Here is a 15,504-nt window from a genome sequence, read left to right on the forward strand (position 1 = left end):
CGCACCAGCCGACTATTGCCCCGGTGCGCACGGCGCACCCTAGGCGGCGATCAGGCCGTAGCCCGATGCTACCCGGGAATGGGAAAGCTGGATGCAAACAGCGGCATCCACCCCGCGCGGATATCAGCGCAGCTTTTCCAGCAGCTGGTAGTACCACATGCCGACGGCCAGCAGCGGGTTGCCCAGCTGGTCGCCGAGCGGCACCCTGATCTGCCTGCAGGCGGCGAAGGTGTCGAAGCGCTCCAGGTCGCCGGTGATCGCCTTGGCCATGATCTCGCCCATGATGTGGCTGGTGGCGATGCCGTGGCCGGAGTAGCCCTGGCAGTACCAGACGTGGTCCGACAGCTTGCCCAGCTGGGGGATGCGGTTGACCACGATGCCCATGGCGCAACTCCACTGGAAATCGATGGCCACGCCCTTGAGCTGCGGGAAGGTGCGCTCGATGGCCGGGCGCAGCTCGCCGGCGATGTCCCGCGAGTCGCGCCCCGAATAGTTGCAGCCGCCGCCGAACAGCAGGCGGCCGTCGGCGGTCAGGCGGTAGTAGTCGAGGACGAAGCGGCAGTCGTAGACCGCCAGGTCCTGCGGGTTGATTTCCTGCGCCCGTTCACCGAGCGGCGCGCTGGCGACGATGCCGCCCATGGCCGGGAAGATCAGGCCCTTGAGCTTGCCCGGCTCGAGCTTGTGGTAGACGTCGCCGGCCAGCAGCACCTGCTTGGCCTCGATCCGCCCGCCGGCGGTGACCACCGCCGGCTTGGCACCGTGGACGATCTGCAGCACCTCGGAGTGCTCGAAGATCAGCGCGCCCAGACTTTCGGCCGCCCTGGCTTCGCCGATGCACAGGTTGAGCGGGTGCAGGTGCATGTTGCGGCTGTTCTTCAGGGCGCCGCAGTAGAGTTCGCTGGCCAGGTGGCTGCGCACACCGTCGCGGTCGAGCAGGCTCACCTGGTCGCCCATGCCGCGGCGCATGGCTTCGGCGTAGGAGGCCTCCAGTTCCTGCATATGCACCGGCTTCATCGCCGCGTGCAGGTGGCCGTGCTTGAGGTCGCAGGCAATGCCGTACTTGGCCACCCGCTGCTCGATGATGGCGTGACCGCGCCAGCGCAGGTGCCAGATGAAGTCGTCGACCTCCTCGCCCAGGCTGTTGCGCATCTGTTTGCGCATGGCCGCGTCGCCCGACAGGCTGCCGGTGACCTGGCCGCCATTGCGCCCGGTGGCGCCCCAGCCGATCTTGTTGGCTTCGACGATGGCCACCTTGAGGCCACGTTCGGCCAGTTCGACGGCGCTGGCGACGCCGGTGAAACCGCCACCGATGATCACCACATCGACACTGACCTCGCCCTTGAGCGTCGGGTAGTCGGTCTCCTGGTTGAGGGTGGCGCTGTAGTAGGACGGGCAGCGTTCGGCGGCGGGCGTTACAGGCTCGATAGCGGCATTCATGGGGAAATATCCTTGGTTCTGAGCCGCGGCCTTGGCGGCGGCTGGTGATCGGCTTGTTCGCGGCTAAAGCGGGATGTCGCCCAGCCCCTCCGGATCTCAGCGTTCCTGTGGGAGGGGCTTTAGCCGCGAAGCTTTATGGGGTCGGCTCAGGCCTGGCTCAGGTACCAGCGCCAGTCCTGCTCGCCGACTTCGGCCATGAACTGACGGTACTCGGCGCGCTTGATCGCCAGGTAGACCTTGAGAAACTCCGGACCCAGGGCTTCACGCGCCCAGGTGGAGTGCTCCAGGGCCTGGATCGAGGTCAGCCAGTCGGTGGGCAGCAATTCCTTGGCCTGGGCATAGCCGTTGCCCTCGATCGGCGCGCCCGGATCGAGCTGCTCACGGATGCCGCGATGGATACCGGCGAGGATCGCTGCGGCGGCCAGATAGGGGTTGGCATCGGCGCCGCAGATGCGGTGCTCGATATGCCGGGTAGTGGCCGGCCCGCCGGGCACGCGCAGGCTCACGGTGCGGTTGTCCACGCCCCAGGTCGGTGCCAGCGGCGCGTAGCTGTTGGCCTGGAAGCGCCGGTAGGAGTTGGCGTTGGGGCAGAACAGCAGCAAGGAATCGAGCAGGCTCGCCAGCATGCCCGCGACCGCCTGGCCCAGCAGCGGCGTGCCGGCCGGCTGCTCGCTGGCGAACAGGTTGTGGCCCTGGGCATCGGCCAGGCTGACGTGCATGTGCATGCCGGTGCCGGCCAGGTGGTCGAAGGGCTTGGCCATGAAGCAGGCCTGCATCCCGTGCTTGTGCGCCACGCCCTTGACCAGGCGCTTGTAGCGCACCGCCTGATCCATGGCCAGCAACGCATCGCCGTGCTCCAAGGTGATTTCCACCTGGCCCGGGGCGTATTCGGAAATCGCCGTGCGCGCCGGAATGCCCTGCAGCTTGCAGGCGGCGTAGAGGTCGGCGAGGAACGGCTCGATCTGCTCCAGTTCGCGCAGGCCATAGACCTGGGTGCTGCGCGGACGGCCGCCATCCCGGTCGAGCGCCGGCTGCGGCCGGCCCTGGCTGTCGCGCTGCTGGTCGAGCAGGTAGAACTCCAGTTCGCAGGCCATCACCGGGTGATAACCCTCGGCCTTGAGCGCATCGATCACCCGCGTCAGCAGGTGGCGTGGATCGGCGACCGTGGCCGGCATGCCCTCGCTGGGGTGCATGCTGACCTGCACCGCAGCGGTGGGGATCTGTCGCCAGGGCATGCGGCTCAGGCTGCCGGCCAGCGGGTAGGCGCGGCAGTCGATGTCGCCAACCTCCCAGACCAGCCCGCTGTCCTCGACGTCGTCGCCGTTGATGCTCAGGCCGAGGATGGTGCTCGGCAGCGGCCGGCCGCTGGCATAGACGGCGAGCAGCTCGTCGCGATGGAGCAGTTTGCCGCGCGGCACGCCATTGGCGTCGAGGATGAACAGCTCGAACAGGTCGATATCGGGGTTTTGCGCCAGGAATTGCTGGGCATCTTGCACGGAGGCGAATGGCATGGGGCTCTCGTTAGCGCCAAAGGCGCACGTCCGGCCGGTGGAGGCAGGACACAATCATCGGAAGGGCTGCACGCGGGTGCAGCCGACTCAATCAGACTAGAACGAAAAGGCCATCCGGTGGGCGGGCATGACGGCAATGCCATAACGCCCAGAACGCGAGGATTTCAGGCAGCCGCGGGTTGAGCCGGTCGGCGCCAAAAAACATGCGTTCCCGACGGGACGGGAAGAACAGGGGGCGAACCAGGCAACTCGGGGGCGAACTCATGGACTGAGACTCGCATGCCGGCGAGCAGGGATTAAATCCGATTTTTCACACATTCGGTTATGGCCCGGCTAAACAATCTCCACCCTGGCCCTGGTCAACGCGACGGCGGCGGCAGCGGCGGGGCGAATCTGATCGGCGTCGACCAGACCAGGCCGCCCTCGATCTGCCCGGACAGGTGATGAACCCCGGTCAGCACGCCACGGTCGGGGCTGCGCATCAGCTCGAGCCACTCCTCGTCGAAGGCGGCATTGAGATTCTGGCGCAACTGCGCTTCCGTTTCCGGCCGTTCGTTCTCCCGCGCAGCGGCAGTGAAAGCCGCCACGCCCAGGGAAATGGCCGCGCCAGCCGCCCCCCCGACCAACGCCGAGACTGCGCTGGCGCCGCCTCTGGTAGCGAGATCGTCCACCAACCGCTCGCTGGTGCGTTGCGCCACCGAGGAAATGCCCGGGTCCGTCGACCAGTCGCCCAGGCCTCCTGGGCTGGTGCGGATGCGTTTGATCAGGGCCTTATAGGCCGGCAGCCGCTCGAGCGGGTCGGCGTGCACCAGCTGGTAGAGCGAGGCGCCGGGGGCAAGCGCAATCGCCGGAATGTCCTTGAGGCGCTGGTCGAACTGTTCCTGCGGTACGCCATGGCGCGGCCCGATAGCCTGCAGCCGCTGATCGAGTTGGCGGACGTAGAGTCCGGTCGCATGCTGCATGATCTGCTCCGGGCTGGTCTCCTCGGCGACCGGCTCAAGCACGCGATCCTGGTACTGCTCCTGGAGATAGAGGGCCAGCCGGCTGACGGTTGGATCCTTCTCGCCCTCGGCGCTCAGTTTGTACCAGGACACCTTCACGCTCAGCCATTGCTGGGTCCAGTAGCTGGAAAACCATGGAATGAAGACGTCGTCGGTTTGCCGGTAAACCAGGTCCATCCAGCGCTGCATGGCCTGCAGGGCATGCGCTCTGGCCTGCTCCGAGGCGGTTCGCGATGCCGCGGCTATGTCGCGGTCGACCTGGCGCCAGGTGCTCGCGGCAATCTGTACCGGCGGGTCGCTGGCACAGCCGGCCAGCGCCAGCAGCCCGGCGACGATCAGGACACGCAGATTCGGCATCTCAGGCCTCCGCAACAGCAACAGGCGCCAACGGACAGGTGGCAGCCGAGGCTGCGTGTGGATCTACCACCCGCGGCGAGCCGCTACCCTGCTCCTGGCTAGCTGCCAATGACGCTTGCGCAGCGCCAACGGAACGTCCAGCACGTCCGGCTCTGGTGTCTTGAGTATACCGCCGGGTTGCCCGGCGGCAGGCGGCTAACTGCGCCTGGTTTCGTGCGCCGCAGGCTTGCCAACGGTTCGCAGGGAACTGCACGCAGGCTCAAGGCTTCGCGGCTGGGAGCACATCGCAGACCGTCGCCAGCCCCCAATGCGTACTTGGCTTAAGTGATCAGCTGCGCCACCGCAGGCGTGCGTTGCTTTACAGCTGCTCCGGCTTGTAACCCATGCGCAGACCACCCCAATGGCGGCCCTGCACCTGGATCGGCACGGACAGGTCGTGCATCAGTTCGCCGGTATCACGCATGTAGGTTTGCAGCAGCACGCGCTGCTGATGGCCGCCGCTGCGGAGGCCGGTGCGGTCGTTGAACAGGCGCTTGCTGCGGCTCTTCGCCGTGTCGCGCGCGCGGTCGCCGCTGGGCGGGTGGTTGAAGGCGTTGTTGTGGGTCGGCACATAGCCTTCCGGGGTGCTGACGATGGCGAACACCAGCCCTTCGTGGCGCGCCAGCAGCGGCTCCTGCAGCGCCGGCAGGACCTGATCGGCATAACTGTCGAAGCGGGTCTTGTACTTGGCCGGGAAGCTGCCGGGGATCGGCTGATAGTGACGGTCGAACAGGTCGTCGAGGCCGACCCGGCCGGCCTGGATGTCCGCCTCGAACTGGGCGGCGATGCTCGCGGCGCCCTCGCGGGCGAGGTCATAGACGCGCTGGTGGTAATCGTCCAGGCCCACTGCGGCGAGCTGTTCGCTGACGGTTTCCGCCTGGCCGACCAGTTGTCCGGCGGCCTCGCCCAACTGACGGGTCTGGGTCTCGCTGGCCCGCACATCGCCGCGCAATTGCTCGACGGCGACGAACAGGCTGGCCAGGCGCTCGTGATTGCTCGCCGCGCCGGCGCTGATCTGCGCCACCTGATCTTCCACATCCACGGCCAGCTCGGCGATGCCGTGCAACTGTCCGCCGGTCTCCTCGATCTGCCGGGCGGCCTGATCCAGCTCGCTGGCCTGTTCCTGGATATGCGCCACCACCGCCGCGCTCTGCTGGCGGATATCGCTGACCATCTGGCCGACTTCCTCGGTGGCCGTGGCGGTGCGCGCGGCGAGGTTGCGCACCTCGTCGGCGACCACCGCGAAACCGCGGCCCTGCTCGCCGGCGCGCGCCGCCTCGATGGCGGCATTGAGCGCCAGCAGGTTGGTCTGGCTGGCGATCGACTGGATCACCTGGGTGACCTGCTCGATCTGTTCGGTACGGCTGCTCAGACCATCGATCAGCTCGCGGCTGGCCGCCGTCTGCGCGCTCAGGTGCTGCATCCGGGCAATCGCCTGGAGCAGTGCCTGCTGGCCGTCGGCACTGCTCTGGCGCACGGTCTGCGCGGCATTCAGGGTCTGTTCGGCACGCCGGGCGCTATCCTGTTCGGTGTGGGTGATGGCGTCTGCGCCCTGGCTGATCTGCTCGACCGCGAGCAACTGCGATTTCAGCTTATCGGCCAGTTGCTGCACCGCATGCGCCACCTGGGCGGCGGACAAGGCGTTATGACAGGTGTGCTGGGACAGGCTTCGGCTCAATTCGCTGAAATCCACGGTCGCCGCACGGTCGGCGGCCGCAGCGTCGTCGCCGTCTCGGCGCCAGGGCCCGAACCAGGGCCACAAGGCCAGCAGCAGGAACAATACGATGCTCAGGTAACCGGGCAGCTGGAATTGCTCAACGGCGACGATCAAGGCGACCAGCCCGAGTACATGCACGACGCAGGCGATGGGAGAGCGGCTAACGGCAGAGCGCATGACGGACCTCATAGTTTTTATGCTGGCGAAACCAGGGCCAACTGCATCCTTACTCACGCAGATCGCGCACCTGCTGCCCAAGTTTCTGAGCCGTGCGCGCAATGCAGGCGAATCGCTCGCCTGTTCACTGAGTCGGCAGGGCCGCGATTATCTGAAGGGCAAGCTTCGGCCGGCCTCGGTAATCATCCTGCGCAGCGGAGGTTGATTCGATCATTCAACGCCGGGTTAGACCATGGCACTTTGGTCGCACAGGGCTAACCGGAAAGGCGATGACGCTGGATAAAACCGCGGTCGAGGTAATCCTTCCAGCGGCCGAACAGCTGCCCGCCGGCGCTGCAGTGGCGCCAACTGAGCAAGGCGCCGCCATCGCCGGTGGCGAGCAGCGCCAGGCTCTGCCGTTGCGCGCGATAGTCGCGCAGCGGCAAGCCACGCAGCGCCGCGTTGAGATTGGCCGCCAACACCGGTGCCTGGCGCACCGAATAGACCCCGCTCTTGCGCGCGCCGGGCAGGCTGGCGCAATCGCCGACGGCGAAGATGTGCGGATGGGAATGGCTCTGCAGGGTCGCCGCGATCCGCACGAAACCGTCCGTATCGCAGCCCAGACCGCTCTGCGCCAGCCAGGGCACGGCCTGTGCACCGCTGGCGAGGAGCAGACGCTGGCCGCGCCAGACCGGCGCCTCCCCGCTGATCAGGCAGTCTTCGTCGATGCGGCTGATCGGGCAATCCTCACGCACCCGCACGCCGCGCCGGCGCAGATGGCCGAGCGCGCGCAGGCGCAAACCGCCGGCGTGCCCGCTGAGCAGCGGCCCGCGACAGAACAGCGCCAGCTGCGGCACCTGATCGGCCAGGGCCAGGGCCAGCTCGACCCCGGCCGCACCACCGCCGAGAATCGCCACGGGCTGCGGATCCGCCTGCCAGCGCTGCCAACCGGCAAGAAAGTCGGCGAAGGGCTTGACCGCCAGCACCTGCATGCCAGCCCCCGTTTGTGGCGGACAGGCAACCTGGCCGCCGACATTCAGCGACAGCCAATCGGCATTCAGCCCCCGGCCATCGGCCAGATGCATCTGCTGCTGCACGGCCGACAGTGCATCGGCCTGGCCGACAATCAGCTCGACCTTGGCCGCCCGGCACAGCGGCGCCAGCTCGATCTGGCAATCCGCCGCGGCGTAGCGGCCGGCCAGCAAGCCCGGCAACATCCCGGAATACCAGGCCTCGTGCCCGGCACTGAGCAGGGCGATGCGTCCAGGCGGTCGCTCGAGCCGTGCCCAGCGGCGCAATACGCCGAGGTGGGCATGGCCGGCACCGATCAACAGCAGGTCATAGTGGGTCATCGCGCCGGGGTTTCCATTGATACACGGCAGAAACAGTGCCCGCATGGTAAAGACTAAGCGTCTGGTCTGTCGCCAGGAGATAACTGGTTCAGGGCTCGAGGCGCAACTGCGGCGCCGCAAAGTAACTCTCGGCCGACTCGCCGGTGTTGTCGCTGTCGGCGGCGAACACCACGCCGAGGATGCGCCGCGGCGCACTGCCGAAGGCGGCGATGGCATCGGCGTGCAGGTCGCGACGCTCCTCCAGCCATTGCCCGAGCGGCGCCTCTGGGCCGCGCAGCACCCGCATCTCCACGGTTTCGCTGTAGGCGCTGCGGGCATGGCTGCCGGGGGCGGCGCGGTTGTCCCAGACGTAGCTGAGGGTCGCCGCCGGCAGCTCGGGATCGTAGAAGGTGCGCGCCAGGCGCAGCTTCTGCCGGGTCAGAAACGGCAGACTGGCCAGCGGATAATCCAGCAGCACATAGACCCTTGCCACGTAGTCGTCGCCCTCGCGGGTGGCGAAGCGCGCCTTGTCCAGCCTCCGTTCGCTGCGCCATTGCCAGCTCAGTTGCCAGGGCCGCTCGCCCGGCAGATCGAGCGGATGCAGCAGGCCACCGGCCGCCGCGTCGGCCTCGATGCGCAAGACCGCGCGGCCGTCCTGCTCGACCAGGCTGCGCGCCGACGGTTTGAGTCTGGGGATATTCGCCTCGCGCCAGGGCGCCGACCACTGGCCTGTTGGCGGACCATCGGTCCAGGGCGTCAGCTGATTGTCGGCTTGCGCCAGCGAAGTCAGCGCCAGCAGGGCGAGCAGTAATCCACGCATCAGCCGCGCCGCCAGTGGTGAAAACGCTCGACCCAGCGCAGCAGCGCCTGCGGGGCCATAGATAGGCCGCGCTTCATCGTCTTCTCCAGCTATGAAAGCGCTCGACCAGGCGTAATAATCCTTGTGGAGCATGGGCGCGCTTCCATTCGCCGGCCGCGTACTTGTTGGCTTCGGCCATAGTCGGGTAGCTGTGGATGGTGCCGAGGATCTTGTTCAGCCCCAGCCCATGTTTCATCGCCAGCACGTATTCGGCGAGCAGTTCGCCGGCATGCTCGCCGACGATGGCGACACCGAGAATCCTGTCCTTGCCCGGCACGGTCAGCACCTTGACGTAACCATGGGCAGCCTCGTCGGCAATCGCCCGGTCGAGGTCGTCGAGGCCATAGCGGGTCACTTCGTAGGCGATGTTCTGCGCCTGCGCCTCGCCTTCCGAGAGGCCGACCCGCGCCACTTCCGGGTCGGTGAAGGTGCAGTAGGGAATCACCCGGTAGTCCGCCTTGAAGCGTTTGATACCGGCGAACAGCGCGTTGACCGCGGCGTACCAGGCCTGGTGCGCGGCTACATGGGTGAACTGGTAGGGGCCGGTGACATCGCCCACCGCATAGATGTTGGGCAGGCGCGTGGCCAGGTATTCGTCGGTTTCCAGGGTGCCGTTGGGACGCACCAGCAGGCCCAGCTCCTCGACCCCGTAGCCGCTGACATTGGCCACCCGGCCGAGGGCCAGCAGCAGGCAGTCGAAGGCGATGGTCACCTCCTCGCCGGTGTCGAGGCGGCGGGCGATCATGCGCTGCTCGCCGTCGACCAGCTCGAAGCGCTCGGCGCGGTGCTGCAGGCGCACATCGACGCCGTCGGCCTGCAGGCTGGCCAGCACCAGCGCGCTGGCATCGGCATCCTCGCGCGGCAGCAGGCGCTCGGCCAGTTCGACCTGGATCACCTGGCTGCCGAGGCGCTGGAAGGCCTGGGCCAGCTCGCAACCGATCGGCCCGCCGCCCAGCACCAGCAGCCAGCGCGGCTGCTCGCGCAGGCTCCAGATGGTATCCGAGGTATAGCCCTGCACCTGCTCGATACCGGGGATCTTCGGCACCAGCGGGCGCGCGCCAGCGGCGATGATGATGCTGCGGCTGCTCAGGGTCTGGCCGTTCACCTCCACCGTCCAGGGCGAGGTGAGTCTGGCTTCGCCCTGGATCACCTCGACGCCCAGACCGCTGTAGCGCTCGACCGAGTCGTGCGGCGCGATGTCGCCGATCACCCGCTGGATGCGCTGCATCACCGCGGGAAAATCCACCGCAGCGCGCACCCCGGCGAAACCCAGCGCCTCGCCCTTCTTCAATTCATGGGCCAGCCTGGCCGAACGCAGCAGCGCCTTGGACGGCACGCAGCCGGTGTTCAGGCAGTCGCCGCCCATCTGCTGTTTTTCGATCAGGCTGACCTTGGCCTTCACCGCCGCGGCGATGTAGGCGCTGACCAGGCCACCGGCACCGGCGCCGATCACCAGCAGGTTGCGGTCGAAAGAATCAGGCTTGAGCCAGCCGGCATACAGCCGCCGCGCCTGCACCAGTCCGAGCAGCTTGCGCGCCAGCAGGGGGAACAGGCCGAGCAGGACGAAGGCGCCGAGCAGCCCCGGCGAGAGAATTCCGGCCAGCGACTGCAGCTGACCCAGCTCGCGACCGGCGTTGACGTAGACCAGGGTGCCCGGCAGCATGCCGAGCTGGCTGACCCACCAGTAGGTGCGCAGCGGCAGGCGGGTCAGGCCCATGGCCAGGTTGATCAGGAAGAACGGGAACACCGGCACCAGGCGCAGGGCGAACAGGTAGAAGGCGCCTTCGCGCTCGACCCCGGCATCGATCCCGCTCAGGCGTTGAGCGAAACGCAGGCGCACCCAGTCGCGCAGCAGGAAGCGGCTGCTGAGCATGGCCAGGCTCGCGCCCAGGGTCGAGGCGAAGGACACCAGCAGCACGCCTTCGAGCAGACCGAACAGCGCGCCGCCCAGCAGGGTCATCAAGGCCGCGCCGGGCAGCGACAAGGCCGTGACCGCGACATAGGCGAAGAAGAACAGCCCGGCCGCCTGCCAGGGGTTGCTCGCGACCTGGGCGTTCAACGCCGCCTGCTGCGTCTTGAGCGCGTCCAGGCTGAGGTACTGACCGAGGTCGAAGACGAAAAAGCTGCCGAGCAGGGCCAGGATCAGGCCGAGCAAGGCGAGTTTGCGACTGTTCATCGATCCAGCGCCTCCAGTGCGCAGAGGCTTTGGCACAGGCTGAAACCGGCCAAAACGGCCTGCCGCGGTTGATCCGCGCAGTTCCCGAGAATGCGTGAGCGATAGGACAGCGCCGCCGGGCTGGCGGTTGGCCACTGGCGGTCGAAGTCGGCGAGAAAAGCGTCGTGAGCGTAGTTCAACGGCAGTGCCTCGATAAACAGCCCCTCGCGTTGGCAGCGATACAGCGCTGCCGGATGGGGTGTGCTGGCGATACGGCTGAGCAGCCCGTAGCGGCCGCCGGCAAAGTTCGGCAAGCCGGCCGCGCCGTTATTGATCAACGCAGCGTGGTGCAAGTTCAACGCCACGGCCGTGCAGGTGTGACTGGTGGCCAGCACGCTGAGCCGCTTGGCCGCCAGCCAGCGGTCCAGTTGTTGCTGACGCCCGGGCTCGGCCAGCGCTTCGCGGGCGCAGTTCCAACCGGCCAGGGACTGCTCGTCGCCGTGACTGATCGCCACGCGTCGGCCGCCAACGCTGACCAGGGCCGTGGCCGGCCGTGCGGCCAGGCGTTCAGCCATGCCCGGCAAGTGCTGCACGGTCTGCTTCAGCTCGGCCTGGATCGCATTGGAGCGCTCGACCATGGCGTCGTCCACCGTGAGCGGGTAGGCGCAGCCGCAACCGACGCCGCTGTCATCGAGGCGGCCGAGTTCGCTTTCGACATTGCCGCGTAGGGCCAGGTGCGCGCTGAGGCCCCGCTCGATTTCCTGAAAAATGGCCGGATCGCGGTCGAACCAGTGGGCATCGCCGTTGAACACCACACGCGCCTGTGGTTCTGCTGCCAGGCGCTGCTGCAGCGCCGCCAGGGCCTGGCGATTGCCGTAGAGGCCGCCGACCACATACAGAACCTGGCAGTCGAACAGCGGCGCGCCGGCGAAGGCATCGCTGGGCAGGCGGTAATCCAGCGGGCAATCGCGACCGGCGCGCATCAGGCGCTCCTCTGTAGCCAGCCATTAGCTGTTGCGTGAGGCGCGTGGAGAAAAGCGGCCCAGCGTGCTGGCCCAACATGGGTAGGGTGCGCCGCGCGCACCAATTCAGCGGGCAGATTCTTGGTGCGCGCAGCGCACCCTACGACGCCTGGCTGCCGAGCGTTGAACGCAACAGAATCCTGGGACACAGTCCGCTGCTTGCCAAGCAGCATCAGGCAGTCCTCCGCAGCCAGCCGGGAATCAGGTAGCCGAGTACGCACAGCGCCAGACCATACAGGTTGGTGCCGAGCAGCAGGGCGTACTTGCCGTCGCCGATGGCCCAGCTCTGCGGAATCCAGCCCAGGGTCAGGGCCACACCCAGGCCCAGACCGGTCCAGAAACTCAGGTGGAAACCCAGCCGGGTCGGCGTACTCAGGCCGTGCAGGATAAATACCGGGGCCAAGCCGATGACCATGGTGCCGCTGATGGTGGTGGCCTTGAGGATATCGGTGCCGGCGATCATCGGCAGGTTGCCGAGCAGGGCGAACAGCACCATCACCGCCATGCCCACGCCTATGGCCTTCTGGCCCAGGTCGCGCCCGGCCAGCTTCGGCAGCTCACGGCCGGCCAGCTTGGCCAGGCTGGAGAAGGTTGAGTCCAGGGTCGAACCGGCGGCCGAAACCATCACCACCGTCATCACCAGCAGCGCGCCTATGCCCATGCTCTTGGCCAGGGCCGCCGGCACGTTGTCCGAGGTAGCCAGGCCGATCAGCTGCGCATGCACGCCGATCAGGCTGAAGGCGAGGATGGCGATAAAGCCCAGCACCCCGGCGATGACGAAGGAACGCCGCATGGTCTGCTCTTCGCTGATGAAGCCGCGGTCGGTCAGCACCGGGTCGTGGAAGCCATAGCTGAAGGCTTGCAGGCCGGCGACCAGGAGCAGATCGACGCCGGCATTCAGCGCCCAGTGACTGGTGCTGACCAGCTCGGCGGGCGAATGCTCGGGCAGCACCAGGCCGAGCACCCAGACCAGGGCGACGATGAAGATCGCCGCCTGCGCCGCATCGGTGAGGATCGAGCTGCGCAGGCCGCCGCGCAGGCTGTAGGCCAGGGTCACCGCGGTGAACAGCAGGGCCGAGGCGATGAATTCGAAACTGCCGGCGTCGCCGTAATAGCCGCCGACCACCGCGGTGTTGCTCCACACCTCGTTGAACAGGCGGATCAGAATGGCCGCGGAGAACGCCAGAGCCGCGCCCCGCCCGTAGTGGCTGCTGAGGAAACTCACCAGGCCGGTGGCGGCGAAGCGCCGGCGCAGGCGGTAGATGACCAGGCCGGTGAGCGGGATCGACAGCCAGTACATGGCGTAGGCCAGACCGCCGACCAGGCCGTAACTGGCGCCCAGGTTGGCGGCGTTGGTCACCGACTTGGCGAAGATCCAGCTGATAAAGATGCTCGAGGTCAGCAACCAGGGCGCGGCGCTCCGCCCCTGATTGTCCTCGCCATTGAAAAAGCCACCAAGGGTCACGACACGCGGCGCCAACGCCAGCATCAGCGCGCCGTAGACCAGCAGGAAACCCCAGAAGAACAGCCCGGTGATACTGGTGGGTTGCATGAACTGATCCTTAGTTAATGTTCAGGGGCACTTGAGTGTGATTCAGCCTGACACCGTAGGGTGCGCCGTGCGCACCAGAGCAGCACAACCAGCCTTGGTGCGCACGGCGCACCCTACCCGCCCTAGTCATTGAGCGCGCCGCCGCAGCTGGAGCCCTGGCCGGCGGTGCAGGCGAAACAGTGGTCGCGGGTGACGATGGGGTTGCCATCCAGCTGGGCCGTCAACAGATCGCGCAGATGGGCACGCTGGCGGCCGATCAGTTGTCCCTGCAACTGCAGCGGCAAATCGAGCATCTGGTTGAAGTCGCAGTCGTACAGATAACCCTGCCAATCGACGCTGACCAGGCTGCGGCACATCAGCGGCTCGAGGTTTTCCGGGCGGTAGCTGTCGCGCAGCAACTGCATGTAGGCATTGAACTGGCCCTTGCTGACCAGGGTGCTGCCGAAACGGGCGATCGGTTGATTGGTGATGCACAGCAGGTGGTTGAAGCGGATGCCGAAGTCCTCCAGCAGGTGGCGCTTGTAGTCTGCCTCCAGGGCGGCTTGCGGCGGCGGCAGGTTCGGGCCTTGCGGGTTGTACACCAGGTTGAGCAGCAAGCCGCTGCCGGCCTGGCCGTAACCCAGGGCGTTGAGCTGCTGCAGGCCGGCGATGCTGGCGTCGAACACGCCGTCGCCACGCTGCTTGTCGACGTTATCGCGCGAGTAACAGGGCAAGGAGGCGGTGACCTCGACGCCCTGTTCGGCGAGGAATTCGGCCAGGCCTGCATAACCCGGCTCGCCGAGAATGGTCAGGTTGCAACGGTCGATCACCCGCAACCCCTCGCGCCGCGCATGACTGACGATCTCGCGGAAACGCGGGTGCATCTCCGGGGCGCCGCCGGTCAGATCCAGGGTGTGCACCGGATGGGCATCGATCACCCGGTGCAGCAGCGCCAGGCTCTCGTCGGTCATCGCCTCGGTGCGGGTCGGCCCGGCGTTGACGTGGCAATGCAGGCAACGCTGGTTGCAGCGGTAAGTCAGGTTGATCTGCAGGGCTTCCAGGTGGCCACGGCGAATCGCCGGAAAGGCCAGTTGGTCGAGCAGAGGCAGCATGGCGTGCACGGTGGACTCCTTGTTTGCTTGTCACTATAGAGAGTGGCCGCCGATCATTGTTACACCCACTACCTGATGAATCATGGACCATTTTCCATTGGGCGCTTGTCGGCCCAGCTCGATGCAGTGCAATCCACCCTACCTCACTACGCATTGTCGCGTTGCCACGCATAGGTAGGCCGGATTAGCGGCAACCAGCACGGCCTTCGTCACGACGCGGTGCTAGCCGCCACGTAACCCGAGACCGACATCCCCCCGCCCGGACAAAAGAAAACCCGCCGCAGCGGGTTTTCTTGTACAACTCGTGCAATCACGCCAGCTCGTCGAAGCACTCGGCGATGATCGCCAGACCCTTGTCGAGCAGGGTATCTTCGGCGGTCAGCGGCACCAGCACCCGCAGCACGTTGCCGTAGGTGCCGCAGGACAGCAGGATCAGGCCCTTGTCGCGGGCCTTGGCGACGATCTGGCCGGTCAGGGCGGCATTCGGTTTGTGCAGATCGCCACCCTCGCATAGTTCCATGGCGATCATCGCTCCGAGGGCGCGCACCTCGCCGATCGCCTTGTGCTTGGCCTGGATGGCCTTGAGCCCCGTGACCAGCCGCTCGCCGACCGCCTTGCAGCGTTCCAGCAGCTGTTCCTCCTCGAACACCTCCATCACCGCCAGGGCCGCGGCGCAGGCAATCGGGCTGCCGGCGTAGGTGCCGCCCAGGCCACCGGGGGCGATGGCGTCCATGTATTCGGCCTTGCCGCACACCCCGGCCACCGGGAAACCGCCGGCGATCGACTTGGCGAAGGTGGTCAGGTCGGCGGCCACACCCATCTGTTCCATGGCGAAGAAGGTGCCGGTACGCCCGGCGCCGGTCTGCACTTCGTCGGCGATCAGGAGGATGCCGTGCTGGTCGCAGAGCGCGCGCAGGCGCTGCATGAATTCTTTCGGCGCGACATAGAAACCACCCTCGCCCTGCACCGGTTCGATGATGATGGCGGCGATGTCGCGCGGCTCGGCGTCGTTCTTGAAGATGCGCTCGATGCTCGCCATGGCGGCGTCGACGCTGACCCCGTGCAGTTCGCACGGATACTGGGCGCGGAACACGCCGCCGGGCATCAGGCCCATGCCGGCCGAGTAGGGATTGACCTTGCCGGTCAGGCTCAGGGTCATCATGGTGCGGCCGTGGTAGCCGCCGGTGAAGGCGATCACCCCGGCGCGGCCGGTGGCGGCGCGGGCGATCTTCACCGCATTCTCCACCGCCTCGGAGCCGGTGGTGACCAGCAGGGT

Annotated in this window: 12 protein-coding genes; 1 reads left to right on the plus strand and 11 read right to left on the minus strand. The window is 67.0% G+C overall.

Annotated features, from left to right (window positions below):
- Positions 1–123 precede the first annotated feature (123 nt).
- From BM315_RS18410 to BM315_RS18425, 4 genes are all read right to left on the minus strand, one after another.
- Positions 124–1,437: an NAD(P)/FAD-dependent oxidoreductase gene (locus tag BM315_RS18410; RefSeq protein ID WP_090503859.1), complete on the minus strand. Its 1,314-nt coding sequence runs from the start codon at positions 1,435–1,437 to the stop codon at positions 124–126.
- Between the two features lie 146 nt (positions 1,438–1,583).
- Positions 1,584–2,948, minus strand: coding sequence for a glutamine synthetase family protein (locus BM315_RS18415; RefSeq protein ID WP_090503862.1), 1,365 nt, complete (start codon positions 2,946–2,948; stop codon positions 1,584–1,586).
- A gap of 359 nt (positions 2,949–3,307) precedes the next feature.
- Positions 3,308–4,306, minus strand: a complete 999-nt coding sequence (locus BM315_RS18420) for a hypothetical protein (RefSeq protein ID WP_090503865.1) — start codon at positions 4,304–4,306, stop codon at positions 3,308–3,310.
- Positions 4,307–4,664: 358 nt separating this feature from the next.
- Positions 4,665–6,251, minus strand: a complete 1,587-nt coding sequence (locus tag BM315_RS18425; protein WP_425287797.1) for a methyl-accepting chemotaxis protein — start codon at positions 6,249–6,251, stop codon at positions 4,665–4,667.
- Here BM315_RS18425 and BM315_RS24410 point away from each other — a divergent pair.
- Positions 6,238–6,444 carry a hypothetical protein gene (locus BM315_RS24410; RefSeq protein WP_141123975.1) on the plus strand — a complete coding sequence of 69 codons (207 nt, stop codon included), beginning with the start codon at positions 6,238–6,240 and terminating at the stop codon, positions 6,442–6,444. The genes BM315_RS18425 and BM315_RS24410 overlap by 14 nt on opposite strands.
- 49 nt (positions 6,445–6,493) lie before the next feature.
- Here BM315_RS24410 and BM315_RS18430 read toward each other — a convergent pair whose 3' ends face one another.
- The 7 genes from BM315_RS18430 to BM315_RS18460 form a co-directional block, all read right to left on the minus strand.
- Complete coding sequence (locus tag BM315_RS18430; RefSeq protein ID WP_090503870.1) at positions 6,494–7,570, minus strand: FAD-dependent oxidoreductase; 1,077 nt, start codon at positions 7,568–7,570, stop codon at positions 6,494–6,496.
- A gap of 88 nt (positions 7,571–7,658) precedes the next feature.
- A complete protein-coding gene (locus BM315_RS18435; protein ID WP_170862255.1) occupies positions 7,659–8,369 on the minus strand; it encodes a DUF3047 domain-containing protein in 711 nt (236 codons plus the stop codon).
- 73 nt (positions 8,370–8,442) lie between these two features.
- On the minus strand, positions 8,443–10,584 hold the full coding sequence (locus BM315_RS18440) for an FAD-dependent oxidoreductase (RefSeq protein ID WP_090503877.1): 2,142 nt from the start codon (positions 10,582–10,584) through the stop codon (positions 8,443–8,445).
- A complete protein-coding gene (locus BM315_RS18445; RefSeq protein ID WP_090503881.1) occupies positions 10,581–11,546 on the minus strand; it encodes a hypothetical protein in 966 nt (321 codons plus the stop codon). The genes BM315_RS18440 and BM315_RS18445 overlap by 4 nt, the downstream gene beginning before the upstream one ends.
- 211 nt (positions 11,547–11,757) lie before the next feature.
- A complete protein-coding gene (locus BM315_RS18450) occupies positions 11,758–13,137 on the minus strand; it encodes an SLC5/6 family protein (RefSeq protein WP_090503885.1) in 1,380 nt (459 codons plus the stop codon).
- Between the two features lie 122 nt (positions 13,138–13,259).
- The gene (gene arsS / locus BM315_RS18455) at positions 13,260–14,228 is read right to left on the minus strand and encodes an arsenosugar biosynthesis radical SAM (seleno)protein ArsS (RefSeq protein WP_212632974.1); all 969 of its coding nucleotides are present in this window, start codon (positions 14,226–14,228) and stop codon (positions 13,260–13,262) included.
- A gap of 310 nt (positions 14,229–14,538) precedes the next feature.
- On the minus strand, positions 14,539–15,504 hold a 966-nt coding region (locus BM315_RS18460; RefSeq protein ID WP_090503890.1), incomplete at its 5' end, for an aminotransferase class III-fold pyridoxal phosphate-dependent enzyme.

This window comes from Pseudomonas borbori (assembly GCF_900115555.1).
Lineage (GTDB): Bacteria > Pseudomonadota > Gammaproteobacteria > Pseudomonadales > Pseudomonadaceae > Aquipseudomonas > Aquipseudomonas borbori.

Bases quoted from the DNA above. Each gene is read 5' to 3' on its own strand.
- BM315_RS18410 (WP_090503859.1), bottom strand. From the start codon at position 1,437: ATGAATGCCGCTATCGAGCCTGTAACGCCCGCCGCCGAACGCTGCCCG.
- BM315_RS18415 (WP_090503862.1), bottom strand. From the start codon at position 2,948: ATGCCATTCGCCTCCGTGCAAGATGCCCAGCAATTCCTGGCGCAAAAC.
- BM315_RS18420 (WP_090503865.1), bottom strand. From the start codon at position 4,306: ATGCCGAATCTGCGTGTCCTGATCGTCGCCGGGCTGCTGGCGCTGGCC.
- BM315_RS24410 (WP_141123975.1), top strand. From the start codon at position 6,238: ATGACGGACCTCATAGTTTTTATGCTGGCGAAACCAGGGCCAACTGCA.
- BM315_RS18425 (WP_425287797.1), bottom strand. From the start codon at position 6,251: ATGAGGTCCGTCATGCGCTCTGCCGTTAGCCGCTCTCCCATCGCCTGC.
- BM315_RS18430 (WP_090503870.1), bottom strand. From the start codon at position 7,570: ATGACCCACTATGACCTGCTGTTGATCGGTGCCGGCCATGCCCACCTC.
- BM315_RS18435 (WP_170862255.1), bottom strand. From the start codon at position 8,369: ATGCGTGGATTACTGCTCGCCCTGCTGGCGCTGACTTCGCTGGCGCAA.
- BM315_RS18440 (WP_090503877.1), bottom strand. From the start codon at position 10,584: ATGAACAGTCGCAAACTCGCCTTGCTCGGCCTGATCCTGGCCCTGCTC.
- BM315_RS18445 (WP_090503881.1), bottom strand. From the start codon at position 11,546: ATGCGCGCCGGTCGCGATTGCCCGCTGGATTACCGCCTGCCCAGCGAT.
- BM315_RS18450 (WP_090503885.1), bottom strand. From the start codon at position 13,137: ATGCAACCCACCAGTATCACCGGGCTGTTCTTCTGGGGTTTCCTGCTG.
- arsS (WP_212632974.1), bottom strand. From the start codon at position 14,228: ATGCTGCCTCTGCTCGACCAACTGGCCTTTCCGGCGATTCGCCGTGGC.